At 71.9% G+C, this 25,686-nt stretch carries 20 protein-coding genes; 10 read left to right on the top strand and 10 right to left on the bottom strand.

The features are described from left to right. Positions 1–4: 4 nt before the first annotated feature. The 5 genes from ABZ386_RS01985 to ABZ386_RS01965 all read right to left on the bottom strand — a co-directional run bounded on the left by ABZ386_RS01985 (position 5) and on the right by ABZ386_RS01965 (position 5,736). Entirely contained in the window at positions 5–1,519 is a 1,515-nt protein-coding gene (locus ABZ386_RS01985; protein ID WP_358963178.1) for an alpha-N-arabinofuranosidase, read from the bottom strand. 92 nt (positions 1,520–1,611) lie between these two features. Then, positions 1,612–2,556 carry an arabinan endo-1,5-alpha-L-arabinosidase gene (locus tag ABZ386_RS01980; protein ID WP_356499725.1) on the bottom strand — a complete coding sequence of 315 codons (945 nt, stop codon included), beginning with the start codon at positions 2,554–2,556 and terminating at the stop codon, positions 1,612–1,614. Between the two features lie 23 nt (positions 2,557–2,579). Next, complete coding sequence (locus ABZ386_RS01975; RefSeq protein WP_355713110.1) at positions 2,580–3,446, bottom strand: carbohydrate ABC transporter permease; 867 nt, start codon at positions 3,444–3,446, stop codon at positions 2,580–2,582. Beyond that, a complete protein-coding gene (locus ABZ386_RS01970) occupies positions 3,443–4,381 on the bottom strand; it encodes a sugar ABC transporter permease (RefSeq protein WP_351332798.1) in 939 nt (312 codons plus the stop codon). The genes ABZ386_RS01975 and ABZ386_RS01970 overlap by 4 nt, the downstream gene beginning before the upstream one ends. Continuing rightward, the gene (locus ABZ386_RS01965; protein WP_358963176.1) at positions 4,378–5,736 is read right to left on the bottom strand and encodes an extracellular solute-binding protein; all 1,359 of its coding nucleotides are present in this window, start codon (positions 5,734–5,736) and stop codon (positions 4,378–4,380) included. The genes ABZ386_RS01970 and ABZ386_RS01965 overlap by 4 nt, the downstream gene beginning before the upstream one ends. 234 nt (positions 5,737–5,970) lie before the next feature. Here ABZ386_RS01965 and ABZ386_RS01960 point away from each other — a divergent pair, with 234 nt between their 5' ends. From ABZ386_RS01960 to ABZ386_RS01950, 3 genes are all read left to right on the top strand, one after another. Continuing rightward, positions 5,971–6,582, top strand: coding sequence for a toxin-antitoxin system, toxin component family protein (locus ABZ386_RS01960; RefSeq protein ID WP_358963175.1), 612 nt, complete (start codon positions 5,971–5,973; stop codon positions 6,580–6,582). Next, positions 6,579–7,808, top strand: a complete 1,230-nt coding sequence (locus tag ABZ386_RS01955; RefSeq protein ID WP_358963172.1) for a DUF6545 domain-containing protein — start codon at positions 6,579–6,581, stop codon at positions 7,806–7,808. Before ABZ386_RS01960 ends, ABZ386_RS01955 begins: the two co-directional genes overlap by 4 nt. 222 nt (positions 7,809–8,030) lie before the next feature. Continuing rightward, on the top strand, positions 8,031–9,434 hold the full coding sequence (locus tag ABZ386_RS01950; RefSeq protein WP_358963170.1) for an FAD-dependent monooxygenase: 1,404 nt from the start codon (positions 8,031–8,033) through the stop codon (positions 9,432–9,434). Between the two features lie 50 nt (positions 9,435–9,484). Here the strand turns inward: ABZ386_RS01950 and ABZ386_RS01945 are convergent, their stop codons facing one another. Both ABZ386_RS01945 and ABZ386_RS01940 read right to left on the bottom strand, forming a co-directional pair. Further along, positions 9,485–10,333 carry an SMP-30/gluconolactonase/LRE family protein gene (locus ABZ386_RS01945; protein WP_358963168.1) on the bottom strand — a complete coding sequence of 283 codons (849 nt, stop codon included), beginning with the start codon at positions 10,331–10,333 and terminating at the stop codon, positions 9,485–9,487. Further along, positions 10,330–11,103, bottom strand: coding sequence for an IclR family transcriptional regulator (locus tag ABZ386_RS01940; protein WP_351332810.1), 774 nt, complete (start codon positions 11,101–11,103; stop codon positions 10,330–10,332). Before ABZ386_RS01940 ends, ABZ386_RS01945 begins: the two co-directional genes overlap by 4 nt. Positions 11,104–11,342: 239 nt before the next feature. Between ABZ386_RS01940 and ABZ386_RS01935 the strand changes: the two genes are divergently transcribed. Next, the gene (locus ABZ386_RS01935; protein WP_358963667.1) at positions 11,343–13,382 is read left to right on the top strand and encodes a TerD family protein; all 2,040 of its coding nucleotides are present in this window, start codon (positions 11,343–11,345) and stop codon (positions 13,380–13,382) included. A 42-nt stretch (positions 13,383–13,424) separates the two neighbouring features. Here the strand turns inward: ABZ386_RS01935 and ABZ386_RS01930 are convergent, their stop codons facing one another. Together ABZ386_RS01930 and ABZ386_RS01925 are read right to left on the bottom strand one after the other, a co-directional pair. Further along, complete coding sequence (locus tag ABZ386_RS01930; RefSeq protein ID WP_351332813.1) at positions 13,425–14,669, bottom strand: helix-turn-helix domain-containing protein; 1,245 nt, start codon at positions 14,667–14,669, stop codon at positions 13,425–13,427. 3 nt (positions 14,670–14,672) lie between these two features. Next, a complete protein-coding gene (locus ABZ386_RS01925; RefSeq protein WP_010042314.1) occupies positions 14,673–14,825 on the bottom strand; it encodes a hypothetical protein in 153 nt (50 codons plus the stop codon). 214 nt (positions 14,826–15,039) lie between these two features. Between ABZ386_RS01925 and ABZ386_RS01920 the strand changes: the two genes are divergently transcribed. From ABZ386_RS01920 to ABZ386_RS01910, 3 genes are all read left to right on the top strand, one after another. Then, positions 15,040–16,035 carry a DUF3068 domain-containing protein gene (locus ABZ386_RS01920; RefSeq protein WP_358963165.1) on the top strand — a complete coding sequence of 332 codons (996 nt, stop codon included), beginning with the start codon at positions 15,040–15,042 and terminating at the stop codon, positions 16,033–16,035. Positions 16,036–16,252: 217 nt separating this feature from the next. Continuing rightward, the gene (locus ABZ386_RS01915; protein WP_351332818.1) at positions 16,253–17,404 is read left to right on the top strand and encodes a glycosyltransferase family 4 protein; all 1,152 of its coding nucleotides are present in this window, start codon (positions 16,253–16,255) and stop codon (positions 17,402–17,404) included. 8 nt (positions 17,405–17,412) lie between these two features. After that, positions 17,413–18,150 (top strand): class I SAM-dependent methyltransferase, encoded by a 738-nt coding sequence (locus ABZ386_RS01910; protein ID WP_351333033.1) that lies wholly within the window; start codon positions 17,413–17,415, stop codon positions 18,148–18,150. Between the two features lie 32 nt (positions 18,151–18,182). Here the strand turns inward: ABZ386_RS01910 and ABZ386_RS01905 are convergent, their stop codons facing one another. Beyond that, entirely contained in the window at positions 18,183–19,379 is a 1,197-nt protein-coding gene (locus tag ABZ386_RS01905) for an RNA-guided endonuclease TnpB family protein (protein ID WP_356499502.1), read from the bottom strand. Positions 19,380–19,534: 155 nt separating this feature from the next. Between ABZ386_RS01905 and ABZ386_RS01900 the strand changes: the two genes are divergently transcribed. Genes ABZ386_RS01900 through ABZ386_RS01890 form a run of 3 tightly spaced genes read left to right on the top strand, consistent with a single transcriptional unit; the run spans position 19,535 to position 25,682 of the window. Next, positions 19,535–23,707: an alpha-(1->3)-arabinofuranosyltransferase gene (locus ABZ386_RS01900; RefSeq protein ID WP_358963163.1), complete on the top strand. Its 4,173-nt coding sequence runs from the start codon at positions 19,535–19,537 to the stop codon at positions 23,705–23,707. Then, complete coding sequence (locus ABZ386_RS01895) at positions 23,704–24,951, top strand: condensation protein (protein ID WP_358963161.1); 1,248 nt, start codon at positions 23,704–23,706, stop codon at positions 24,949–24,951. Before ABZ386_RS01900 ends, ABZ386_RS01895 begins: the two co-directional genes overlap by 4 nt. Then, positions 24,948–25,682, top strand: a complete 735-nt coding sequence (locus ABZ386_RS01890; RefSeq protein WP_356670926.1) for a class I SAM-dependent methyltransferase — start codon at positions 24,948–24,950, stop codon at positions 25,680–25,682. The genes ABZ386_RS01895 and ABZ386_RS01890 overlap by 4 nt, the downstream gene beginning before the upstream one ends. The last annotated feature ends 4 nt before the right edge of the window (positions 25,683–25,686 follow it).

Raw genomic sequence — 25,686 nt, 5'->3', positions numbered from 1 at the left:
CCGGTCACGCCAGCCGGATCACGTTCCAGGACAGCGGCTCCAGGACGGCGCTCAGCGTGCCGTCCTGGAGGGTCGTGCCGTCGACCGCGTGCGGGGCCACCCGCTCGGGGTCGTCGAGGGTGTTGCGGGCGTCGGGGTCGGCGTCCGCGAGGGCGCTGTGCTCGACGACCGACGACAGGTCGAGCCCGTTCAGCGCGACCTCCAGGGGCAGCGCCTCGGTGCGGCTGCGGTTGACGGCGAAGACGGTGACCGTGCCGTCCTCGCCGCGCACTGCGGTGGCGTGCAGCAGGTCGGTCTCGCCGTACTTCTTCGTCTCGTACGTCGGCGAGTCCACGCGGACGTCGAGGACCTGGCCGCGGCCGTACTTGGAGGCCTGCGCGAAGGGGAAGAACGTGGTCTGCCGCCAGGCCGGGCCGCCCGGCTCGGTCATGATCGGGGCGATGACGTTGACGAGCTGGGCGAGGCAGGCGACGGTGACCCGGTCGGCGTGCCGGAGCAGGGCGATGAGGAGCGAGCCGAAGACGACGGCGTCGGTGACGCTGTAGTTGTCCTCCAGCAGGCGCGGCGCCTCGGGCCAGTCGTGCTGCTCGAAGGTCTTGGCGCGGGCCTCCCACTCGGGCAGGTACCAGACGTTCCACTCGTCGAAGGAGAGGTTGATCTTCTTCTTCGACTTCAGGCGCGCGCCCACGTGGTCGGCGGTCGCGACGACGTTGTCGATGAAGGACTCCATGTCGACGGCGGAGGCGAGGAAGGAGTCGAGGTCGCCGTCCTCGGGCCAGTAGTAGGCGTGCAGGGAGATGTAGTCGACGAGGTCGTACGTCTCCTCCAGGACCGTCGCCTCCCACGCGGCGAAGGTGGGCATCGACTGGCTGGAGGAGCCGCAGGCGACGAGTTCGACGCCGGGGTCCTGCTGGCGCATGGCCCGGGCCGTCTCGGCGGCGAGGCGGCCGTACTCCTCGGCCGTCTTGTGGCCGGTCTGCCAGGGGCCGTCCATCTCGTTGCCGAGGCACCACAGGCGGATGCCGAAGGGGTCCTTGTCGCCGTGGGAGACGCGCAGGTCGGACAGGGCCGTGCCCTCGGGGTGGTTGGCGTACTCCTGGAGTTCCAGGGCCTCGGCGACGCCTCGGGTGCCGAGGTTGACGGCCATCATCGGCTCGGCCTGGGGGCCGATCTTGCGGAGGAAGTCGATGTACTCGGACAGGCCGAAGCGGTTGGACTCCGTCGAGTGCCAGGCCAGGTCGAGGCGGCGGGGGCGGTTCTCGGCGGGGCCGACCGAGTCCTCCCACTTGTAGCCGGAGACGAAGTTGCCGCCGGGGTAGCGGATGGCGGTGACGCCGAGTTCGCGGACGAGGTCGAGGACGTCCTGGCGGAGGCCCTTGTCGTCGGCCGTGGGGTGGTCCGGTTCGAAGACGCCGGTGTAGACGCAGCGGCCGAGGTGTTCTACGAAGCTGCCGAAGAGGCGAGGGTTGACCTCGCCGACTGTGAAGGCGGGGTCGAGGGTGAAGCGGGCCGTGTGCATGCTTGCCTTTCGAGGTTCCGTTTTGTCTGCAGGTGATTCGTGGCTTGTCGCGCCCACGCGGCGGAGCCGCACATTGATACAGCCCCGCGCCCCTAGGTCAGACTCGGCCAGCCCTTCTTGTTCCAGCTCAGGGTGTTCAGCCCCAGCTTCGGGGTGCCTTCGTCCTGCGCGTCGTAGTAGTGGTACGCCAGGACATCTTTGCCTCTGTCTCTGAAGACCGATTCGCCGCCCGTGCCGATGTAGCGGCCGTGGCCCTCCAGGAGCACGTCGCCGCCGCCCTCCAGGAGCGGCTTGCCCGTGCTGTCGACGTACGGGCCGGTCACGGACGTCGACCTGCCGACCTTGATCTTGTACGTGGAGTTCACGCCCTGGCAGCAGGCGTCGTAGGACGCGAAGAGGTAGTAGTGGCGGCCGTGTTCGACGATGTACGGGCCCTCGACGGCATAGGGGGCGTCGGGGCGGGTGGCCAGGTGGTGGACCTCGGCGCCGGGGATCGCCTTGCCCGTCTTCGGGTTCAGTTCGACCATGCGGATGCCGGTCCAGTACGAGCCGAAGGACATCCACAGCTTGCCGTCGGCGCGGATGATCGCCGGGTCGATGGCGTTCCACGTGTCGGTCGTCTCCGAGGTGAAGACCTTGCCGTGGTCGGTCCAGGTGCCGGGCAGGCCGGTGCGGGACGTGGCGACGCCGATCGCGGAGTGGTTGCTGCCCCAGGAGGAGACGGAGTAGTAGAGCCAGTAGCGGCCGTCGCGCCGGGAGAGGTCGGGGGCCCAGGGGTCGGCCTTGTCGTTGTACTCGTACCACCAGGCCGGGGGCTCGGCGAAGGCGTTGCCGGCGTCGGTCCAGTGCCGGCCGTCCGCGGAGAGGCGGGCGCCGATGATGCCGCCGGTGGAGTAGGCGACGTAGCCGCCGGACTTCAGGCGCGAGACGGCCGGGTCGTGGATGATCTCCTGGCCGGTGATCGGGCGGGGGTCGGGGTAGGTCTCCGCGGCCTGTGCGGTGTGGGGCAGCAGGGCGAGGAGCGTGGCCGCCGCCATGGCGGTGAGGGTGCTGCGCAGGGTCACTGTCCCGCCAATCCCGTGTGGGCGACGCCGGCCACGATCTGACGCTGGAAGAAGACGAACACGATGATCAGCGGCAGGCCCGCCATCAGGCCGCCGGCCATGAGCTGGGCCCACTGGATGCCGTAGGAGTTCATGACGGTCGCGATGCCGTTCGGCATGGTCATCAGGTCGGGGTTGTTGGTCACCATGTAGGGCCACAGGAAGTTGTTCCACGAGGCGATGAAGGTGAAGATGCCGACCGCGGCGAGGGAGGGGCGGGAGAGCGGGAGGACGATGGTGAAGAAGACGCGCCAGCGGCCCGCGCCGTCGATGAACGCGGCCTCCTCCAGTTCGCGCGGGACGCCCTGGAAGAACTTGTAGAGGATGTAGACCATCGCGGCGGGCGCGCACTGCGGCAGGATCATGCCCCAGTAGGTGTCGACCATGCCCATCTGCTGCACGGTGGTGAACAGCGGCACGCCGAGGACGGCGGGCGAGACCATCAGGCCCGCCATGACCAGGCCCATCAGGGCGTTCTTGCCGCGGAACTCGGTGCGGGCGAAGCCGTATCCGGCCAGCGAGCTGACCAGCAGGACGACGGCGGTGACGCAGACGGAGACGACGACGGAGTTCACGAACCAGTTGGTGATGTTGCCGGTGTCGAAGATGGCCGTCCAGGCCTGGGTGGTCCAGTCCTCCGGCAGCCAGTGCGTCGGCACCTCGACGGCCTCGGTCTCGGACTTGAGGGAGGTGAACAGGGCCCAGACGAGCGGCGCCATGAACACCACGGAGACGGCGGTGCCGACCAGGGTGAGGACGATCTGGCTGGGGGTCCAGGGCTTGCGGTCCTTCGGGGCCCTGGCACGGATCTGCGTGGCGGTCATCGCACGCCCTCCTCACGCTTGCGCAGCAGCCACATCCGGGCGACGGCGACGGACGCGATGATCACGAAGAAGATGATGGAGATCGCGGAGGCGTAGCCCACGCGGTAGCTGGTGAAGCCCTCTTCGAGGGTGTACTGGACGATGGTGCGGGTCGATTCCTCGGGCCCGGGGGTGAAGTCCATCATCACGACGGCCTGGTCGAAGACCTGGAGCGAGGCGAGGATCTGCAGGGCGATGACGAGCCCGGTGATGTTGCGCAGCATCGGCAGGGTGATGTGGATCATGCGGTGCCAGGCGTTCGCGCCGTCCAGCTTGGCGGCCTCGTAGAGGTGGTCGGGGATGCCCTGGAGCGCGGCGAGGTAGAGCAGGAAGCTGAAACCGACCGTCCACCAGAGCGTGCAGACGACCACCGCGAGCATCGCGTAGGACTTGTCGGTCAGCCACGGTGTGTCGAGGCCGAAGACGTGGTTGATCATGCCGGTGCCGGGGTTGAACAGCCACTGCCACAGGTTCGCGGCGACGGTGGACGGCAGCAGGAACGGGGCGAAGAAGCACAGGCGCCACAGCCATTTGCCGCGCTCGATGTGGTGGGCGAGCATCGCGAGGAGGAAGGCGAGGACCGTGATGCAGGGCACGACCAGCAGCGTGAAGTAGGCGCTGTGGCCGAGCGTGTCCCACATCAGGGGGTCCTGGAGGGCCTCGCGGTAGTTGTCGAGGCCGACGAAGTTCGCGCTGTCGCCGGAGATGTTGGCGTCCGTGAAGCTCAGGTAGACGCCGCGCAGCAGCGGCCAGATCACGAAGAGCGTGAACAGGAGGAGGAACGGGGCGACGAACCAGCCGCCGTGCTGGAAGCCCTGCTTGCGGCGGACGGTGGCGCTGTCGGCGGCGGTTGTCGCGCGTACCGGGGCGATGACGGTCTGAGCGCTGGTCGTCATGCGACCGCACCTCCCTGCGCGGCGGTCCTGCCGTCCATGGGGTTCTTCGTCGCGAGCAGCCTGGTGAGTTCGCTCTTCATCCGGCGGGCGGCGCTCTCCGGCCGGGCGGAGCCCATCGTGGAGGAGACGACGATGGGGCCGACGCGCTGGGCGAGGATGCCGGTGGATCCGGCGAACCACACCTTGGGCTCGGTGGCCTGGTGGTCCATGGCCGAGACGTACTCGTTCTGGGGGCTCATCTTCCGGTACGCGGCGGTGGACAGGATCGGCCGGTAGGCGGGGATGTGCCCGCCGAGCGCCCACTGCCGCGCGTGCCGGACGATGTAGGCGGCGAGCCGGTGGGCGCCCTCGTTGGCGGGGCCGCCGCGGTCGGACTGGTGCGGCAGGACGAAGGCGTGCGACTCGGCGTGGGTGGCCGGCTTGCCGAAGACGGGCGGCAGCGGGGTCGCGCCGTACTCGACCTTCGCGGTGTCGAAGACCGGCACCGACCAGTTGCCCTCCCAGACGAAGGGGGAGCCGTTGACGAACTGTTCGGCGCTCGCCGGGCCCGCGAAGCCCGGGTCGGCGTAGCCGTCGGTGATGTGGCGGCGCAGGAACTCCAGGACCTGGACGGCCTTGTCGGTGTCGAAGGTGACCTCGGTGTCGGCGTCGTTGAACCAGGTGCCGCCGAGCTGGGTGTAGAAGGCGACGAAGAACCACCACTGGAAGTTCTGGTCGCTGTTCCAGAAGCCCATGGTCTGCAGGCCCTTCTTGGTGGCCTTCCTGGCTTCCTTGAGCACCTCGAACCACTCGCCGGTCGACGTCACGGGCACGATCCGGCCGTCGTCGCCCAGCAGTCCCGCCTTCTTCAGCACGTCCTTGCGGTAGAAGCAGAGCTGGACGTGGATGTCGAGGGGGACGGCGTAGAGCTTGCCGTCGATGACGCCGCGGTTCCACAGCTGGGGGTTGAAGTCCTGCTTCCGGACGCCGTACTTGGCGAGCAGGTCGACGTCCCAGGCGTCCAGGAGGCGGCCGGGCGAGAATCCGGTGACCCGGCCCATGTGCATGACGCCGAGGTCGGGGGCGCGGTTGCCCGCGGCGGCCATGGCGAGCTTGGTGTAGAAGGGGCTGCCCCACTGGAGCGTGGAGTCCTTGACCGCGACGTCCGGATGGTCCTTACGGAAGGAGTTCAGCATCGCGATCATGTTGTAGCCGTCGCCGCCGCTGAAGAGGTTCCAGTACCGCACCCGCGTGTGCGCGTCCGAGGCGAGTGCGTCGGCTCCGGTGCCGAGTGCGGCGAAGCCGAAGCTGCCCGCGACGGTGAGTCCGCCGAGCCCGCCGAGAAGCTGCCTGCGATTCAGGCCAGGTCGTCCCATGCCCTGCCCTTACTGTTCGATATCCCGAATAGTGCTCGTAACTTCGAACGGGACCGTAAGTTCGAAGCGCTTGCGCGTCAATGGGTAGGACACGAACTTCGGGCAGGACTTTTGGGCGAGTTCGGTCGTTCCCCGTTGAACTACGGACATCGGATCGCATGACGCGCACACTTTCGGGCGCGTAGTCTCGGACGGGCTGCCGAAGCCGTCGGCCGGTGGTGAGAAGGGGGAGCGATGGACATCGCGGGCGCGCGGACGATGGCCGCCCGAGTCACCGCCGCGCTCAGGCGCTCGCGCCATGGCTCCGCCATGCGCCGCCTGGCCGCCGAACTCGCCGCGGCGGTCCGGGCGAGACGCCAGGCCCCCACCGACGTGCGGTCGCTGTGCCGGGCCCTGTGCGAGGAGATGAGCGCGCGGCGCGGCGGGCGGCCGGTCGAGCTGCGGTTCGAGCGCTTCCCCGACGAGATCGAAGTGACCGGTCTGTGGGTGGAGTTCCAGGACTTCGACCTCGTCATCGTCGAGGAACGGGCCGAGGCCGTGCAGCAGTTGGTCATCCTCGGGCACGAGCTGTGGCATCTGCACGCCGGGCACGGGCATCACCACGGGGCGGGCGCGGCGGCGGCCCACGCCTTCGCCGACCGGCCGGGGTGGGACGACGTCGCGCTGGCGGTGGCCGCCCGCAACGGCTCCCGGGAGCGGGACGAGGCCGATGCCGACGCCTTCGGACACCGGCTGGCGGCGGGGTGCCGGGCGCTGCTGCCGGGTGGGCGCGGACCGGACGTTCCCCTGGAGCCCGTGCAGCGGTCGCTGTACTACCGGGGGCCGCGAGGAGGTGCGGCACCGTGACGACGGTGGCGCTGACCCCGGTCGAGTTCGTCAACCAGTTCTATCCGAACTTCTGGTGGATCCCCGCGGGGGTCCTGGCCGCCGCCCTGGCCATCAAGCTGCCGAGCGTCATCCGGCTCTGGAAGGACCCGATGCTGCGCGCGGTCGGCGGGCTGCTGCTGCTCGCCCTCGCGGTGTTCGTCTTCGTGGCGCCGTCGACGATCGCGCGGGTCAACCGGCTCACCGGGGTGGCGAACTTCTCCGGCCCCTGGGTCTACTCGCTGCTCACCGCGTTCTGCGCCTTCTGTCTGCTGCTGATCATCTCCTGGCGCCACGGCCCGTCCGACCGCTCGGACCGCACCCGGCGCGCGATGCGCGGGGTCGTGGCGGTCTACTCGGGTGTGATCGTCGCGATGTGGGTGCTGTTCGCCCTCGCGGACGTGCCGGAGGAGCGGCTGCGGGATCTCGACACGTACTACGCGAACACGCCGTACATGCGCGAAGTGATCGTGCTCTACCTGCTCGCGCACACCACGGCCGCGCTGGTCACCAACGGGCTGATCTGGAACTGGGTGCGCACGGACGGGCTCGACGCGCTGCTGCGCTGGGGGCTGAAGTTCCTCGGCGTCGGCTACGCGGCGCAGTTGCTCTTCGACGCCGCCAAGATCAGTGCCGTGGTGGCCCGTTGGTCGGGGCGGAACGTGGACTGGCTGAGCACGGCCGTCGCCCCGCCGTTCGCCTGCCTGTCCGCCGTGCTCATCGCGGTCGGCTTCATCCTCCCGCACGCCGGGCAGTACCTGCACGGCCGCTGGCACGTCCGGCTCGCCCACCACGAACTGCGGCCGCTGTACCTGCTGATGAAGACGGTCAACGGCACCGGGGTCCCGTTCCTGCTGCGTGCGACGCCGGAGCTGCGACTGGTCCGCCGGGAGACATTCATCCGCGACGTGCTGCTGCCGCTCGCCCGGCACATCGACGAGGACCGGCGCGAACGGTTCCACGACGCCGCCCTCGCCCTCGGCCACCCGCCCGGCCGGGCGAAGGTGCTCGCCGCCGTCGCGGCGATCCAGGACGCGGCCGACGCCGGGACCCGGACACCGGAGGACGACGGCACCGGCGCCCATGACACCACGGAACTGCTGCGCGAGATCGGCGCCTTGTCCCGGGCCCTGCGCCGCACGGAGGACCTCCGGGCGATCCGCGCCCTGGCACACGACCACACGGAGGGCAGGTCACTCACCGGCTGACCGCGTCCCCCCGGGGGGCCGCCCGGCCGATTTCCGACGGTCCCCGCACGAGGGGCCGCGCGCACGGTGCGTGAAGGTACGGTGAGAGCCGTCCGGAACGAGGCCCACATGGCTCGAAAACCCGTGTCGGCGGACGGTGTTGTGGGCCCGCACGGCCGTGGCCGGACGTCGGGGAGTGTCGGCAGGACCAAGGAGCCTTCATGGCTGAGTGCGAGGAGTCGCATGTCACGTAGAGCTGTCGTCATCGGTGCGGGTCTGGCCGGCATGCTGGCCGCGGCGGCCCTGTCCGCCGTCGCGGACGAGGTGGTCGTGCTCGACCGGGACGATCTGCCCGAGGGGCCGGAGCACCGCAAGGGCCTGCCGCAGGGACGTCACGCGCACCTCCTCATGGCCGGCGGCCTGGCCGCCATGGAGGATCTCGTGCCGGGCGTCAGCATGCGCAAGCACCTGCTCGCCGCCGGCGCGCACGAGATACCGCTCGGCTCGGGCATGGTCGCCCTCACGCCCGAGGGCTGGTTCCGGCGCTGGCGCCACCCCGGACCGCGCATGCTGACCTGCACCCGGGCCCTGCTCGACTGGGCGGTGCGGGGCGCCGTGCTGGACAACAGCACCGGGGTGGTGATCCGCAAGGCGCGGGTGCTGGAGCTGACGGGGTCGCGGCAGCGGGTGACCGGGGTCCGCCTCTCCAGCGCCGCCGGGGAGGAGGACCTCGCCGCCGACTTCGTGGTGGACGCGAGCGGACGCGGCTCGCGGATCGTGACCTGGCTGGCGGGGCTGGGCGTCGAGGACGTGCGCGAGAGGACGGTGGACGCCGGCCTGGTGAACGCCACGCGTCTGTACCGCACTCCGGAGGGGGCCGGGCGCTTCCCCCTGACCATCGTGCAGGCCGACCCGTACCAGGGGCGGCCCGGCCGCAGCGGCATGGTGCTGCCGATCGAGGGCGACCGCTGGATGGTCAGCCTCGCCGGCACGCGGGGCGGTGGCGAACCGCCGTCCGACCCCGACGCGTTCCTGCGGTACACCCTGGACCTGCCCGACCCCATCGTGGGCCGGCTGATCTCCGGCGCGGAGCCGCTCACCGACGTCCATGTCAGCCGCAGCACCAGCAATCACCGCCGGTACCTGGAGAAGGCGCGCTCCTGGCCCGAGCGCCTCGTCGTCCTCGGTGACGCGCTGGCCACGTTCAACCCCGCCTACGGGCAGGGCATGTCGGTGGCCGCGCTGGGCGCCCGGGAGTTGGACCGTGAGCTGCGGCGGTCCGGCCTCGACGCGCCCGGGCTCGCGCGGCGCGTGCAGCGGCGGGCGGCCAGGTCCGTGGACGCCGCGTGGACGATGGCGGTGAGCCAGGACGTCTGGTACCCCGGGACGCGCGGCGGCTCGCCCGGGATCGCCGACCGGCTGGTCACCGCCTGCACCCGCCGCATGATCCGCACGGCGACCGGCTCGTACACGGCGGCGTCGGCCGTCTGGGACGTGACGAGCATGACGGCGGGGCCGACGCGGCTGCTGCGGCCCTCGACGGTCCTGGCGACGCTGAGCGGGCCGCCGTTGCCGGCGGCGGTGGGGGCGCCGCTGACGGAGGACGAGCGGGCGGTCCTGCGACGGCTAAACCGGACGGGAGGCTGAGACGGCGGCGGGTGCGGTCCGGTTCGCGCTCCCGGCCGCCCCGCACCTCGTCAGCCGGCGAACGCGGGCTGCGCCAGTCCCTTGCCCGCCCCGGGCACCACGAACAGGGAACCCGCCAGTGCGGGCGGCTCGGTCAGCCCCGTACGGGCCGTGGTGACATACAGGTCGGTCAGGTCGGGCCCGCCGAACGCGCAGGCCGTCACCAGCGGCACCGGCAGCTCGATCACCCGGTCCAGCTCACCGCCGGGGGTGTACCGCCGCACCGCCGAGCCCTGCCACAGGGCGACCCACACGCATCCCTCGGCGTCCACGGTCAGCCCGTCCGGGAAGCCGGCGTCCTCCTCGATGACGGCGAGGGTCCGCCGGCCGGAGATCCGCCCGTCCGCGTAGTCGAAGACGTCGACGCGCCGGGTCGGGGAGTCGATGTAGTACATGAGGCGCCCGTCGGGGCTCCACCCCGTGCCGTTGCTGACGGCGACGTCGTCGAGCACGACCTCCACGGTGCCCTCGCCGGTGACGCGGGACAGCGTGCCGCCCCCCGGCGCCTCGTCGTAGCGCATGGTGCCCGCCCACAGCGCGCCGTCGGGCGCGATGGCCGCGTCGTTGGCGCGGCGGCCGGGGACCGGCTCGTGGTGCAGCCAGCGGAAGGTGCCGTCGGGGTCGAGGAGGCCGACCCCGTCGCGCAGGTTCAGTACGAGCCCGCCGCCGGCGCGCGGCTTCACGGCGCCGACGTGCTGTTCCGTGCGGCGTGTGGTGCGCCGCCCGGTGGCCGGGTCGTAGGTGTGCACGCGCGACCCGAGGATGTCGATCCACAGCAGCCGGCCGGCCGCCGCGTCCCAGGTCGGGCCCTCGCCCAGCTCCGCCTCGGCCCGTACGGCGACCTCGTACCGCCTCGTCATACCAGGCTCCGGTGGCCGAGGTGCTCGGACAGCTCGGCGGCGCCCTTCGCGGCGAGCTGCTCCAGCTCGGTCCGGCGCTCCTCGCTCCAGCGGATCATGGGCACGGAGATCGACAGGGCGGCGACGACCTGGCCGGTGCGGTCGCGGACCGGGGCGGCCACGCAGCTCACGTCCGGGTTGGACTCGCGGCGCTCCACGGCGAGGCCCCGCTCACGGATCTCGGCCAGGGCCTCGCGCAGGGCGGCCGGGTCGGTGATGCTGTTGGGGGTCATCGCGACCAGCTCGGCGTCGTCGGGGATCCGCGCGGCGAGCTCGTGCTCGGGAAGGGAGGCCAGCAGCATCTTGCCGACGGAGGTGCAGTGGGCGGGCAGCCTGCGCCCGGCGGCCGACACCATCCGCACGGCGTGCGTGGAGTCGACCTTGGCGATGTAGATGACGTCCGTGTCCTCCAGGATCGCCACGTGCACGGTCTCGTCGCAGGTCTCGGCGACGGACCGGGCGACGAGCTGGCCCTCGGCCGCGAGGTCGAGCTGCTCGGCGTAACGGGCGCCGAGCTGGTACGGGCGCACGCCCAGCCGGTAGCGTCCCGGCTGTCCGGGCACGGGGACGATGTACTTCCGGGCGGCGAGCGTGGTCACCAGCTCGTGCACGGTGGTGCGCGGCAGCTGGAGCTTGCGCACGATGTCCGGGGCGGAGAGCGTCCCGTCCCCGTCGAGAAAGAGCTCGAGAATGTCGAGAGCCCGGGTCACTGCTGGTACGAGGCGTCCCACGACCGGCCCCCTCCCTATATGTCTCAGGCGCCTGTGTTCCGGATCCCGGTGTTCGAGATATCAACAGGCGATCGGCATGACGAACACAGGCTAGCCATAGAGGTTTGCCCGGGCAATGGGCAGAGGTGCGGCGGGCGGAAACCGACGAGCACACCACGAGCACGTTCCGTGCACATTAGAGTGCCCGGTGTGCGACACGTCACAGGTGTCGCAAGGGTGGGGGGATCTCTGTGCACGACATGACCATGGGCTCCAACGTCTCTTTGGCGGCCCTGAGCGAGAACGTCGGTTCCGCGATCGTCAGCCTGGGCTGGTCCAGCCCGACCGGTGAGGGCGACGCCGATGTGTCCGTGCTGCTGCTGGACGCGAAGGGCAAGGTCCGCAGCGACGCCGACTTCTACTTCTACAACAACCCGGTGGCCGCCGACGGCAGCGTGCAGTTGCTGGGCAAAGAACCCACGGCGGACGGCAGCGAGGACCGGATCAGCTTCGACCTGACCGCCGTCCCGGCCGACGTGGAGCGGATCGTCGTCGCCGCGAGCCGCTACGAGCAGGCCCGCTTCGCCGAGCTGGACGACCTCAAGGTGACGCTGGCCGACGCCGGGGGCGAGAGCCTGCTGCGGTTCGTCATCGACGACCCGGGCCCGGTGAGCGCGATCATCTTCGGCGAGTTGTACCGGCGCGCGGAGGACTGGAAGTTCCGGGCCGTCGGGCAGGGCTACGAGAGCGGTCTGGCCGGGCTGGCGACGGACTTCGGCGTCGACATCGAGGACGACGAGGCGGACGACGAGACCGAGTCCGGGACGGCTGCCGGGGAGGAACCCGCCGCCGCCCCCGCGCCCGAAGCCCCGCCGCAGACGACTCCACTGGAGGCCGTCCCGGCACCGCGTCCGCCCGCCGACGAGGAAGCGGCCCCGAAGAAGCGGACGGCCCGGCCCCGGACCGCGAAGAAGAAGGTCACGCTGCCCAGGGCTCCGGTGAAGAGCCTGGCCGAGAACGAGTCCTGGAAGTCGGCCCGGCTCTTCCCCGTCTCGGTGCTCAAGAGCGACCGGGAGCGGGAGATGCGCGCCACCTCGGTGCTGTTGTCGGTGATGGCCCAGGTGCCGGAATTCGGCAGGCGGCTCACCGCCGCGTTCGGTGCGCCGGCCGGCCGCATGGAGACCTTCACCGAGGTCTCCCTGCCGCACGGTGACACGCCCCGCCGCCCCGACGGAGTGATCCGCGTCGAGCGCGCGGGAAAGCTGTGGACCGCCCTCGTCGAGACCAAGACCAACGGCAACGCCCTCAAGGCCGACCAGGTGCAGGCCTACATGGACATCGCCGCCCGGCGCGGCTACGAGGCCGTGATCACGCTGTCGAACGACGTCGCGCTGGAGGGCAGCCCCCTGGTCGACGTCAAGATCGACCGGCGGCGCAAGCACCAGGTGGCCCTCTGGCACCTGTCCTGGGCCGAAGTGGCCCATCAGGCCCAGATGCTGATCCGGCACGAGGGCGTCGGGAACGCGGCGCACGCCTGGCTGCTCCAGGAACTGCTGCACTACCTCCAGCACGACAACTCCGGCTGCCACGGCTTCCAGAACATGGGCTCGGCCTGGGTTCCGGTGCGCAACGGCATCGACGACGAGACCCTCTGCCAGGGCGACCCCCGCGCCCTGGAGGTCGTCGAGAGCTGGGAGCGGCTCATCCGCCAGGTCTGCCTGCGGCTCGGCGGTGAACTCGGGCAGAAGGTGCTGCCCGCCCAGCGCGTCCGGCGCGGCACCGACCCCGGGGCGCGCCGGGCCCGTCTGGCGGACCAGCTGTGCCTGGAGGGCAGGCTCCAGGCCGAGCTGCGGGTCGAAGGGGCGCCCGGCCTGCTCACCGTCAACGCCGATCTGCGCACCGCCAAGCTGCGCACGTCCGTGGAGATCCCGGCACCCGAGCAGGGCTACCCCCTGACCTGGGCCAAGCGTCTGCTCCGCCGTCTCGCCGAGGCGCCGGCGGATCTGCACGTCGAGACGCTGGTGGAGGGCGATACGGGTGGCCCCCGGGGCACCCTGGAGCGGCTGCGGCCCGAACCGGCCGATCTGCTGCCGAAGGACAGCGCCACCCGCATCACCGGGTTCCGGCTGTCCCTCTTCAAGAGCATGGGCAGCGGCCGGGGCAGCGCCGAGTCCGGTTTCATCCGCAGCGTCGACGACGCCGTGCACCGGTTCTACACCTCGGTGGTGGTCCACCTGGACGCCCCGGCATCCGGGCGGGCGGCTGCGGCGGCGGCGGCGAAGGAGCGGGCCACGGTGTGACGGTGCGGCGGCGGCGGGCTTCGCCGAGTGCACCGGCCCGCCTCACCGCCGTCCCCGCACCACCCCCAACTCCCCCCGCAACCGCTGCGCCCGCAGCACCAGTTCCAGTTCGAAGCGGCGGTCGGGGTCGTCGATCTCCCCGCCCCAGAGTTCGCGGATCTGGCGGAGGCGGTAGCGGACCGTCTGGGGGTGGACGCCGAGGCGGGTGGCGACCTCGGGGGCTCCGCCGCGGGTCTCCAGCCAGGCCAGGAGGGTTTCCGCGAGGCGGCGGCCGTGGGTGGGGCCGCAGTGGGCCAGGGGGGCCAGGCAGCGCAGGGCCAGGTCGTCGATCAGCTCCTCGGGCTGGAGGAGGACCAGGGCCTCGGTGTGCTCGGTGCAGTGGAGGACCTCCCCGGAGGGGAGCAGGTCCCGTTCCATGAGGCGTACGGCGGCCTCGGCCCAGCGCAGCGACTTCGCCGCGTCGGTGAGCGGGACCGGTGGGCCGATCGCGCCGGACCAGCCGGCCAGGGCCCGGTGCAGCAGCTCGGGGCGGCCCGCAGCGTCCGGCTCGGGCACGACCATGCGGGGCTGCTCGTACTCCATGTCGAGCAGCACGCCCTGCCCGACCGCGGGGGCCATGGCCTCGCGGGCGGGGCGCAGCAGGACGCCGACCGCGACCTTCTCGGGCAGGGGCCAGCCGATCCGGGCGGCCCGTTCGGTCAGGGCCTCGGCGGGGTCGCCGCGGTGGTGTTCGGCCAGCAGGAGTTCCATGAGGCGGCGCTGGAGGCGCAGGCGTTCGCCGGCCTGGCGGGCCGCGGCTTCGGCGTAGCCGCGTACGGACTGGTCGACCAGGCCGTCCAGGTACTCGTAGCCCGCGTCGACGAGTTCGTACATCGCCGGGGGCGGGATCTCCACGCGCTGGCCGATGTCGGCGAAGCGGCGCCAGGCCATGCGGACGCCCAGGCGGTAGATGGCCTGGAGGGAGTCGAGGGAGCGGCCGTTCAGGCCCTCGCCGCGGCCGAAGTCCTGGAAGACGCCGGGCGGGACGGTCGGGCGCCCCTCGGAGTTCTCCAGGTGCTGCACGAAGACCTCGATGGCGCGGCGGATGCCGACCAGGGCCATCGGCTCGCCGGAGTCGTCGAGGACGACGGGCAGGTGCGGGTACTCGCGCTGGATCTCGCGGAGGATCTCCTCGGCGAGTTCGGGCGCCTCGGCCATGGCGATCGCGGCGAACCGGCGCACCTGGAAGCGCGGTACGTCGTGCCAGGCCGAGCGGGCGGAGACGGTTCCGGTGCGGGCGGCCGTCATCCGTCAACTCCCCTGCCCGGCCTGCTCGTACGTGATCAGGGGCGTGTTCGGCTGGTCGGGTGTGGCTTCGAGCAGCGCGACCACGCCCAGCGCGGCGCCCACGGCGAGGGCGGCGGCGAGCGCGACGGTCAGCGCGGCAGCGAGCAGTCTGGACATCGCAGGGTCAGCCTCTCTGTCCGGATTCGTCCGGAGATGGTCCGGAGGTTGCCCCACCCCGGCACCCCGTCCCTGCCTGTCGCGCCCAGTCTCGACAAGCATTGACACCCCGTCAAGAGCGGCCTACGGTTCCCGGCCCAGCCGCACGCGCACATTCCGCCGCCGTGCCGGCCCTCTCGTACGTCGAGCCGTCCCAAGCCACTGGAGTGCCCGGATGCGCCGTACAACCTCTCCGTTTTCCCTGGTCCTGCTGGGTCTCGGCACGTTCCTGCTGGTGCTGGCGCCGCTGCTGGCCTGGTACGTGCAGCCGCGTGCCGCGGTGAACCCGATCGACATCGACACGACCGCCGTCTACACCGGCCGGGGCAGCGTCTTCGACACTGACCGGATCGAGACGGTGCCCGACCGGAAGATCACCGTGACCCAGCGGGTGCGGGGCAACGTCGCGGACAGCGAGCGCAGCGGCAACGCCGTCTGGGACGTGACGACCACGGTCGACACCGACAAGTCGCTGCCGGCCGCCGACCCGCACGACGCGCTGGACTTCAACCCGCACCGCTGGGTGATGGACCGGAAGACCACCCGGCCCGTGCACTGCTGCGGCGAGAAGCCCTACATCGAGGGCGAGGCGTATCTGAAGTTCCCCTTCGACGTGCAGAAACGCTCCTACCAGTGGTGGGACAACACCCTCGGCGACACGGTCGTGCTGCGCTACCGGGGCACGGAGAAGGTCCAGGGCTACACCGGCTACAAGTTCACCGGCTCGGTGCCGCCGACCAGGACGGGCACGCGGATGGTGCCCGGCACCCTCGTCGACCAGCCGGGCCGGCCGCAGGTGCTGGCCGAGGAGTGGTACTCCAACCACGGTGTCGAGCTGGTCGTCGACCAGGCCACCGGCCGGGTGCTGTACGCGCAGACGGGGCCGAAGCGGACGCTGCGGGCGCCGGGCGGGAAGAAGGACGCGGCGGTACTGCTGGACAGCCGGAAGGTCTCCTTCACGACGGCGACGCAGAAGGAGGCCGTGCGGCAGGCGAAGCGGGACAGCGGGCAACTCCGGCTGGTGGGCGTGACGTTGCCGATCGGGGCGGCCGTGGGCGGTTTCGTGCTCGCGGTGGTCGGTGGTGTTCTCGTGGCGCGTGGGCGGAAGGAGCCGGAGCAGCCTGTTCCGTCCGATTCATCTGATATACCCCAGCCCACCCTCACGATGTGATGTGACGTCAGCTCTAACAAAGCCGGAAATTGTCACGTCGGTGAGTAGCCGTGGCGAACGTCCGGGCGAAAACTGTCCAACCCCACCCGAGCACAACCCGTCCACACTCCCCTCCCAGGAAGAGTTCAGGCCCCCCACAGGCCGACCCCCTGCGACAACCACACCCCCCACGTTTCCCCACGCTGAGTTCCGCACCCCGAGACGAGTTGGAGCACCCATGCCCCAGCACGTGCCGTCCCAGCTGCGCGCCGCGTCCCCCAGCGCGCCGCAGCACCCTCCGGCGCTCCCCCCACATCCGCGCCGGATCGTCTTCCTCGCCCACCGCGACCTGGACAACCCGTCCGCCGGCGGCTCCGAGCTGCTGGTCGACAAGCTCGCCGACGGACTGACCCGCCTGGGCCACCAGGTGACCCTGCTGTGCGGGGGACCTGCCTCCTTCCGCGACTACCGGGTCGTGTCGGCGGGCGGCCCGTACGGGCACTATCTGCGCGCCCGGTCGGCCTTCACCCGGCAGGTCGGTGACTGCGATCTGCTGGTCGAGGTGTGCAACGGCATGCCGTACCTGGCGCCGCTGTGGCACCAGGGGCCGACGCTGTGCCTGGTCAACCACGTCCACACGGATCTGTGGAAGATGCGCTTCGGCGGGCCGCTGGCCCCGGCGGCGCGGATCGGCCGAAGACTCGAGCACTGGGCGCTGACCGGGGCGCAGCAGCGGAACCTGCTCGTCGCCGTGTCCTCCTCGACCGCGCACGCCCTGCGGGCGATCGGGGTCGAGCGGGACCGGATCCGGGTCGTGCACAACGGTGTGGAGGAGCCGGGGCCGCGGGCCGAGCGCTCGCCGGAGCCGTTGTTCGTCGCCGTCGGGAGGCTCGTCGAGTACAAGCGGATCGATCTGCTGCTGCGGTTGTGGGAGCGGGTGCGGCCGGTGACCGGGGGGCGGCTGGTGATCGTCGGGGACGGGCCGGAGCGGGCCCGTCTGGAGCAACTGGCCGGTCCCGGTGTGGAGTTCACCGGGTACGTGTCGGAGGCGGAGAAACATCGGCTGCTGTGTTCGGCCTGGTTGTTGCTGCATCCCTCGGCCGTCGAGGGATGGGGGCTGGTCGTGACGGAGGCCGCGGCCCGGGAGACGCCGGCGGTCGCCTTCGACGTGCCCGGGCTGAAGGACTCGGTGATCGACGGTGAGACCGGGGTCCTCGCGCGGGGTGAGTCGTCGTTCGCGGCGGCGTGGTGTGCGCTGGCGCTCTCCGGGCGGCGGCGGGAGCTGATGGGCAAGGCGGCCCGGGAGCGGGCGGCCCAGTTCCGTTGGGACCGGACGGTCCGGCAGTTCAGGGCTGTCGCCACGGAGGCGGTGAGGGGCTGGGCCCCGTGACACGACCCATGCGTCCCTGTGCGAAAGACCCCTCGTTTCGAAGATCTCTCGCCCTGTTCCGTGCCTTCCTCCACGAACAGGACGATCCCGAGGCGTGCTACTCCCTGCTCGCCCGGGACGCCGTCGATCAGGTCGAGGCCTACGACGGGTCCGTCGCCGGGCGTACCGTCCTGGACGTCGGCGGCGGCAGTGGTTACTTCACCGAGGAGTTCCGGCGGCGCGGGGCGCACGCGTTCCTCTTCGAACCGGACCTGGCCGAACTCGGCGAGAAGCCCCCGGAGTCGGCCGTCGTCGCCGACGGGTACCTGCTGCCGCTGCGGGACGGCGTCGCGGACGTCACGTTCTCCTCCAACGTGCTGGAGCACGTGGCCGACCCCGAGACGTTCCTCAGTGAACTCACCCGGGTGACGCGGCCCGGCGGGCTGATCTACGTGTCGTTCACCAACTGGCTGTCGCCGTGGGGCGGGCACGAGTGGGCCCCGTGGCACTACCTCGGTGCCGAGCGGGCCCGGGCCCGCTACCTGCGGCGGACCGGCAGGCCCGCCAAGCACACGCTCGGCGAGAACCTCTTCGCGGTGCACATCGGATCCACCCTGCGGCAGGTGCGTGCCCGGGACGACGTCACGGTCGTCTCGGCGCGCTCCCGCTACTGGCCGTTCCTCGCGGAGGCCGTCGTCAAGGCGCCCGGCATCCGCGAGTTCGCCACCTGGAACCTCCTCCTCATCCTGCGGCGGTGTCCTACTTGACTTCCTCCCCCTCGTGTGAACGAGGGGAACTCCTACGGCTCGCGCCGTGGGGTTTTCTGCTTCATCGCCGACTGCCCGCCCGGAGTTCTCCGTTGAGGTCTTACACCAGCTCCACAGACAGACACCGCCAGCCCGGCGGCCAGAAGGTTGTTCGCCGCGTTCACGTCCCGGTCATGGGCCGTGCCACAGCTGTCACACGTCCAGATGCGGACGTTCAGCGGCATGTCCGGCTGGAGAGTGCCGCAGTGGGAGCACAACTTGGAGGAGGGGAAGAAGCGGTCCACCGCGATCACGTCCCGCCCGTACCAACTGGCCTTGTACTCCAGCATGTTCCGGAACTGCGACCACGCGGCGTCACTGATCGCGCGGGCCAGACTCCGGTTTTTCACCATGGTCCGCACGGTCAGGTCCTCGATCACGAGCGTTTGGTTCTCACGCACGAGTCGAGTGGACAGCTTGTGCAGCACATCACGCCTGCGATCGGCGATCCGGGCATGGATCTTCGCGACCTTTCGGCGCGCCTTGCGCCGGTTGGCGCCATCGCCCCTGGCCTTACGGGACAGCTCCCGCTGCGCCCTGGCAAGGCGCTCGCGGTCGCGGCGCTCGTGCCGGGGATTGGCGATCTTCTCCCCGGTCGAAAGGGTCAGCAGATGATCCAGACCGACATCGATGCCGACCGCCGCACGCGTGGCCGCGAGCGGCGTGACCGTCGGGTCCTCGCAGAGCAGCGAGACGAACCAGCGCCCCGCGCTGTCCCGGCTCACCGTCGCCGTGCTCGGCACAGCTCCCTCAGGCAGGGGGCGGGACCAGACGATGTCCAGCGGATGGGCCATCTTCGCCAGTGTCAGCCGGCCGTCACGGAACCGGAAGGCCGAGGATGTGTACTCCGCGCTCGCCCGCGACTTTTTCTTGGCCTTGAACCGCGGGTACCTGGCGCGTCTGGCGAAGAAGTTCGCGAAGGCCATCTGCAGGTGCCGCAGCGCCTGCTGGAGGGGAACGCAGGACACCTCGTTCAGGTAGGCCAGTTCCTCGGTTTTCTTCCACGCCGTCAGCATGGCCGAAGTCTGGTTGTAGTTGACCCGTTCTTGCCGCGCCCACGCCTCGGTGCGGGCAGCGAGCGCCATGTTGTAGACCTTGCGCACACATCCGAAGGTGCGCCACAGCTCCGCCGCCTGCGCATCGGTCGGATAGAAGCGGTACTTGAAGGCTCGCTTCACGCGAGTGGCCATGACTCACAAACTATCATCACAATGTGTGGCCACACGGTAGCTGTTGGTGATGGATGCCGATCCGCCAGAAGGGCGAATCGGTTCTCCCTGCCCCGCTCCGCAGGGGTCCGTTTCCTCCCCCGCCTGAAGGCGGGGGTATCCACGGAGGGATCCAGATGACAACCACCGTCCAGGCTCCTCCACCGGCAGCCGTCCCCACCACCGCGACCGCGTCCGGGCCCCCCGAGGGCCCGCGGTCGCGGCGCTGGCTGCTGGGGTTCTGGGCCGTGGTGTTCGTGCTGTTCCTGGTGGTGCAGCCGGGGCGGCAGACCTTCGACACCAAGCTCGGGGTGACCACCGACCCGGGTCAGTTCCTCGCCGATCTGGGGCAGTTGTGGCACGACCGGGCCGGGTTCGGCGGGATCCAGGACCAGTACGTCGGCTATCTGTGGCCGATGCTGCCGTTCTACTGGCTGTGCGACCTGGTGCGGCTGCCGGTGTGGCTGGCCGAGCGGCTGTGGATGTCGTTGATCGTCTCCGTCGCCTTCTGGGGGGCGCTCAGGCTGGCCGAGCGGCTGCGGGTGGGCAGTTCGGCGTCCCGGCTGCTGGGGGCCGTGGCGTACGCGCTGTGGCCGCTGTTCACGACCGTCATCGGGTCGACGTCGGCCGCCGCGCTGCCCGGCGCGTTCCTGCCGTGGGTGCTGCTGCCGCTGACGAACGAGCGGTACGCGGCCCGGGTCGCGGCGCTGCGGTCGGCGCTGCTCGTGCCGTTCATGGGCGGGGTGAACGCGTCGGCGACGCTGGCGTCCCTGCTGCCGGTCGGGCTGTATCTGCTGTCCCGGCCGCCGGGGCCGCGGATGCGCAAGCTGATCGCCTGGTGGGCCCCGGCGGTGATCGTGGTGACGGCCTGGTGGTGGGTGCCGCTGCTGCTGCTCGGCGTCTACGGCGAGAACTTCCTCCCCTATATAGAGACCGCGCGGACGACCACGGACACCATGTCGGCGACCGAGGCGCTGCGCGGCGCCGGGAACTGGGTGGCCTATCTGCACTTCGGCGAGGCCTGGCTGCCGGCGGGCTGGACCGTGGCCTCCTCCGTCCTGGTGGTCGTGTGCTCGGCGCTGGCGGCCGGGCTGGGTCTTGCCGGGCTCGCGCGGCGGGACCTGCCCGAGCGGCGGTGGCTGGTGCTGACGGTGCTGGTGACGGCACTGGTGCTGCTCGCCGGGTACGGCGGGGCGTTCGGGGCGCCGTTCCACGGCGTCGTGCAGGACTGGCTGGACGGGTGGCTGTCGCCGTTCCGGAACATCTACAAGTTCCAGACGGGGCTCGCCCTGGCGCTCGTGCTGGGGCTGGTCCATCTGGTCGGTGTGGCGGCCGAGCCGCGCGGGGCCCGGCAGGTGCGGGGCCGGCGGTTCGCCCCGCTGGTCGCGGCCGTGCTGATCGTGCCCGGGCTGCTGTGGCCGTACCTCAACGGCTCGATCCTCAACCCGGGTTCCTTCCAGAAGCTCCCCGCCTACTGGCAGGCCACGGCCGACTGGCTGGAGAAGTACTCCCCGGACTCCCGCGCCCTGGTCGTCCCGGCGACCGCGCACGGCATCTACACCTGGGGCTCGCCCATCGACCAGCCGCTCGACGTGCTGGCCGAGTCGCGGTGGGCGCAGCGCGACTACGTCCCGTTCGGCACGCCCGGCAACCGGCGCGCGATGGACGCCGTCGAGGAGGCGCTGCTGACCGGGGGCGAAGTGCCGGGCCTCGCCGACTACTTGAGCCGGGCGGGGCTGTACTACGTCGTCGTCCGCAATGACCTCGACCCGGACCAGATCGGCTCCGTGCCGACCGCGACCGTCAAGCGCACCCTCGAACAGTCGGGGTACGAGCGGGTGACGGGGCTCGGGCCGGTGATGACCGGCGGGCGGATCGCGCAGGACGCGCCGCTCCAGGTCGAGGGGCTGTACCCGCGGCAGCGGGCCGTGGAGATCTACCGGCCGACGGGGGACGACGTGATCCGGCCCGGGCAGGCCGGACTCGCCCCGGTCGCCGACACGGCCGTGGTGTCCGGCGGACCGGAGGCGCTGCTGCCGCTGGCGTCCGAGCTGCGCGGCCGGGCGACTGTCCTGACCGGCGACCACCACCCCGGGCTCGGCACGCCGGCCGTGCAGGTGGTGGGCGACGGGATGCGGCGGGCCGACACCCGGTTCGGGGTGGTCAACGCCGGCACCTCGTACACGTACACGCGCGACGAGCGCAACGCGCCCGACGCCCAGCAGGACCCGGGCGAGGAGCCGCGGCAGATCCTGCCGACCGAGGGCGTCGAGCACCAGACGGTGGCCGAACTGCGCGGCGCCCGCTCGGTGACGGCGTCGTCGTACGGCAACTGGCTGTTCCACCTGCCGCAGTACGACCCGGTGAACGCCTTCGACGGCAACCCGGACACCGCGTGGGCGGAGGGCGCGCCGGACACCCCGGACGGGCAGTGGCTGCGCATCGGCTTCACCGGCTCCTACGACATGCCGTCCTCCTTCAAGGTCACGCCGCTGCCGCAGGAGAGCGTGCGGGCGGCGGCGACGAAGGTGCGGGTGGAGACCGAGAAGGGCGCGAAGACCAGCTTCCTGCGGCCGAACGGCACGACGCAGAGCGTCAAGGCGCCCGAGGGTGCCACGCGGTGGATGAAGCTGACGATCACGGACTCGGTGGAGCGCCGGGCCGGGCTGACGGGCGCGGGCTTCTCCGAGATCGACCTGCCCGACGTGCGGGTGACGCGGATGCTGCGGCTGCCCGCCGACGCGGACGACGCCACCGCGTCCGCCACCGTCGTCTCCCTGCACCGCGCCTCCGACCCGACCGGCCTCTCCGCGACCGGCACCGAGGCCGGTCTGCACCGCCGCTTCACCACCCCCGCCGCCGGGACGTACGAGGTGAAGGCGACCGCGGTGCCGGTGCCGGGCGCGGAACTCGACGAGCTGCTGTACGAGGTGGCGCCCGAGCAGCAGGCCCGGATCGTCGCCACCGCCGACTCCACGGCCCGCCTCGGCGCGGGCCTCGGGGCGCGCAACCTCACCGACGGCGATCTGACGACGGCGTGGATCGCGGGCGACCGGCCGACGATCCACCTGCGCTGGGAGGGCAAGCAGCCGGTCGGCGAGCTGGTCCTGGCCCCGGCGGGCGGCCTGTCCACCCGGGCGTCCGAGGTGCACATCGGCTCCCCGGACGGCGCCGCGATCGCCGGCGTGGACGAGAACGGCTGGGTCCGCTTCCCGCCCATCACCACCGACCGGCTCGACATCACCGTCACCGAGACGGCCCCGCTGACCCTGCACAACCCGGTGGCCGACGAGGACCTGCGCCTCCCGGTGGGCCTCACCGAGGCGTACATCCCGTCCCTCGACCAGTACCGCACCCCGCAGCCGGACGGCACCCGGACGTTCTCGCTGCCCTGCGGGAAGGGCCCGGACGTGGCGCTCGACGGCGAGCTGTACCAGTCGAGCGTGAAGGGGACCGTACGGGACCTGGTGGAGCGCCGGGGCGTGGCGGTGACGCTCTGCCAGGAGGGCCGCGGGGACGCCGAGGTGGAGCTGGCCGCGGGGGAGCACCGGCTGGAGGGCGGTGACGCGGGCCCGCTCGCGCTCACGGACGTGACCCTGACGCGCGGGACGGTCCCGGAGGAGGCCGCGGCCGGGCGCGAGCTGCGGGTCCGGGACTGGCTGGGCGACCAGCGCCGGGTGACGGTCGGCTCGGGCGCGGCCTCGTACCTCACGACGTACGAGAACTTCAACGAGGGCTGGCGGGCCACGCTGAACGGCAAGGAGCTGACCCCGGTGCGGCTGGACGGCTGGCAGCAGGGCTGGCGGATCCCGGCCGGGGCGGGCGGCTCGGTCGAGCTGTCCTACGAGCCGGCCACCACCTACGACGCCGGGCTGATCGGCAGTGGTGTCGGCATCGCGGTCCTGCTGGGCCTGGCCGTCTGGCGCCGCCGGGCCCCCAACCCGGACGCGCCGCAGCCGGCTCCGCCGCTGCCCGGCCTGTGGCTCGGGGCGGTGGCGCTGACGCTGGTCGCAGCGGTGATCGCGGGCTGGTTCGCGCTGCTGGTCCCGGCGCTGGCGCTGCTCGCCGCGCGGCGGCACACGCTGCTGGTGCCGATCGCGTTCGCGGCCCTCGCGGCGGCGGGGATCGTCGCGGCCTTCGGCGCCGGGGAGCCGGTGGGCGCGGGCGGGGGCGCCTTCGGGCACCTGGCCCAACTGCTGGCGCTGACCGGCCTGTTCGCGGGACTGGTGAGCCTGCGGGAAGGGCCGCCGTCCGAGGCGCCGACCCAGCAGCTGCCGAGGACTGACACCGGGGAGGGCAAGCCCGCATGACGACACCGGTGCGTGTTCCGTTCCCGGTGGTGGACGAGGTCTCCCGGCACTGCCTCCAGCAGGAGGAACCGGAGACCGTCCACATCGAGGTCCACCTGCCGGGGCCGCTCGACCCGACGCGGCTGCGCAAGGCGTTCACGGAGGCCCTGTACCGGCACCCGCGGATCCTGATGCGGGAGGCGCGGGGGCCCTGGTACCGGCGGCGCTACGAGTGGGAGCTGACGGCGGAGCCGGACGTGGAGGTGGTGACCTTCGCCCCGTCGGGCCCCCGAGCCCTCGATGACGCCAGGACCCGGGCCCTGGCTCAGGCCCCGCCGCTGTCGCTGTCCCCGCCCATACGGCTCGAAGTGGTGGACTCGGTCCTCTTCCTCACCATCAACCACACCGCCCTCGACGGCCCGGCCTGCCTCCGTGTCCTGGCGACGGCCGCGGAGCTCTACGGCGGCCGGGACAACGCCCCCGCGGCGCCCCCGGTCCGTCCCGCGGAACCCCGGCGGGAGACCCCGGCCTCTGCGGCCACCTGGTCACCCCCGGCGCGGGTGGCGCGCGGCACGCCCGACCCCTCGCCGGGCAACGGCATGCTCGTCACCGAACTCGCCCTGCCGCACCGCCCCAAGGGCTCCCCCTACACCGTCAACGACCAGCTCATGGTCGCCACGGCCCTGACCATCGCCCACTGGAACAGGGAGCACGGCGCCCGGCCGCGCCCGCTGCGCATCACCATGCCGGTGGACGACCGCCCCCGCGACACGAGCATGCCCATCGGCAACGGCACCCGCCTGGTCGAAGTGCCCTTCGCCCCGGGCGAGTTGACCGACCCCGACCTGCCCGGCCTGCTCCGCCGCACCGCCGAGCGGACCCGCGCCCTGAAGGCCCTCCCCCGGCCCCAGCTCGGCCACGGCGCCACCCTCCTCACCGCCCCCTGGGCGCCGGTCGCCGCCCGCGCCGCCCTCACCCGCGCCCTGCGCCGGGCCGCCGCGCCCTGGACGTCGACGACCCTGCTCAGCAACATCGGCCGCATCCCCTACCCGCTCGACTTCGGCGAGGAGGCGGGCCGCGCGCACGCGGTCTGGTTCTCCGCCCCGGCCCGGATGCCGCGCGGCCTGACCGTGACCACCGCCTCCACGGCCGGCCGCCTCCACCTCGCCCTGCGCTGGTCCCGGGCCCTGCTGAGCGACGGCGACGGCGCCCACCTTCGCGACCTCTTCGAGCACCATCTGCACACCACGGAGGCCACCCCGTGACGACCTCCCCCGTGAAACCCCGCGACCTGCGCGACTTCTACGAGAACCCGGCCGTGCCGGTCGCCTCCGGCACCCCGCGCAGCCTCCGCCAGGCCCGCATGCTGGCCCGGGCCCTCGGCCCGGCCACCGGCGGCCCCCGCACCGTCCTCGACATCGGCTGCGGAGACGGCACCGCCGCCGCCACCGCCGCCCCGCTCCTGACCGGCCACCGCGTCATCGGCGTCGACTGGTCGCAGGACGCCCTGCGCCGCGCCCGCACCCGCATCCCCTACGCCGTCCGCGGCGAACTCACCGGCGGCGGGCTGCCGTTCGCCGCCGAGTCGGCCGACGCCGTGCTGTTCAGCGAGGTCATCGAGCACCTCGTCGACCCGGACGCCGCGCTGGACGAGATCCGGCGGATCCTGCGCCCCGGAGGACATCTGATGCTGTCCACCCCGAACCTGGCCGCCTGGTACAACCGCGCCCTGCTGCTGGCCGGCGTGCAACCCGTCTTCTCGGAGGTCAGCCTGCGCGGCATCCACGGGCGTCCGGGCAAGGAGGTCGTGGGCCACCTGCGGCTCTACACCCCGCGCGCGCTGCGGGAGTTCGTCGCCGCGTCCGGGTTCACGGTCGTGACGCTCGAAGGCGCTCCCTTCCACGGCGTGCCGCGCCCGCTGCGCCCGCTGGACCGGCTGGCCTGCGCCCGGCCGCAGCTGGCGTCGATCCTGCTGCTGCACGCCAGGAGGACGTGACCCA

Source organism: Streptomyces sp. NPDC006140, from assembly GCF_040628815.1.
In the GTDB taxonomy this organism is placed as follows: Bacteria; Actinomycetota; Actinomycetes; order Streptomycetales; family Streptomycetaceae; genus Streptomyces.
This window is presented reverse-complemented; position numbering and strand designations above follow the sequence as displayed.

Bases quoted from the DNA above. Each gene is read 5' to 3' on its own strand.
- ABZ386_RS01985 (WP_358963178.1), bottom strand. From the start codon at position 1,519: ATGCACACGGCCCGCTTCACCCTCGACCCCGCCTTCACAGTCGGCGAG.
- ABZ386_RS01980 (WP_356499725.1), bottom strand. From the start codon at position 2,556: ATGGCGGCGGCCACGCTCCTCGCCCTGCTGCCCCACACCGCACAGGCC.
- ABZ386_RS01975 (WP_355713110.1), bottom strand. From the start codon at position 3,446: ATGACCGCCACGCAGATCCGTGCCAGGGCCCCGAAGGACCGCAAGCCC.
- ABZ386_RS01970 (WP_351332798.1), bottom strand. From the start codon at position 4,381: ATGACGACCAGCGCTCAGACCGTCATCGCCCCGGTACGCGCGACAACC.
- ABZ386_RS01965 (WP_358963176.1), bottom strand. From the start codon at position 5,736: ATGGGACGACCTGGCCTGAATCGCAGGCAGCTTCTCGGCGGGCTCGGC.
- ABZ386_RS01960 (WP_358963175.1), top strand. From the start codon at position 5,971: ATGGACATCGCGGGCGCGCGGACGATGGCCGCCCGAGTCACCGCCGCG.
- ABZ386_RS01950 (WP_358963170.1), top strand. From the start codon at position 8,031: ATGTCACGTAGAGCTGTCGTCATCGGTGCGGGTCTGGCCGGCATGCTG.
- ABZ386_RS01945 (WP_358963168.1), bottom strand. From the start codon at position 10,333: ATGACGAGGCGGTACGAGGTCGCCGTACGGGCCGAGGCGGAGCTGGGC.
- ABZ386_RS01935 (WP_358963667.1), top strand. From the start codon at position 11,343: ATGACCATGGGCTCCAACGTCTCTTTGGCGGCCCTGAGCGAGAACGTC.
- ABZ386_RS01930 (WP_351332813.1), bottom strand. From the start codon at position 14,669: ATGACGGCCGCCCGCACCGGAACCGTCTCCGCCCGCTCGGCCTGGCAC.
- ABZ386_RS01925 (WP_010042314.1), bottom strand. From the start codon at position 14,825: ATGTCCAGACTGCTCGCTGCCGCGCTGACCGTCGCGCTCGCCGCCGCC.
- ABZ386_RS01920 (WP_358963165.1), top strand. From the start codon at position 15,040: ATGCGCCGTACAACCTCTCCGTTTTCCCTGGTCCTGCTGGGTCTCGGC.
- ABZ386_RS01915 (WP_351332818.1), top strand. From the start codon at position 16,253: ATGCCCCAGCACGTGCCGTCCCAGCTGCGCGCCGCGTCCCCCAGCGCG.
- ABZ386_RS01910 (WP_351333033.1), top strand. From the start codon at position 17,413: ATGCGTCCCTGTGCGAAAGACCCCTCGTTTCGAAGATCTCTCGCCCTG.
- ABZ386_RS01905 (WP_356499502.1), bottom strand. From the start codon at position 19,379: ATGGCCACTCGCGTGAAGCGAGCCTTCAAGTACCGCTTCTATCCGACC.
- ABZ386_RS01900 (WP_358963163.1), top strand. From the start codon at position 19,535: ATGACAACCACCGTCCAGGCTCCTCCACCGGCAGCCGTCCCCACCACC.
- ABZ386_RS01895 (WP_358963161.1), top strand. From the start codon at position 23,704: ATGACGACACCGGTGCGTGTTCCGTTCCCGGTGGTGGACGAGGTCTCC.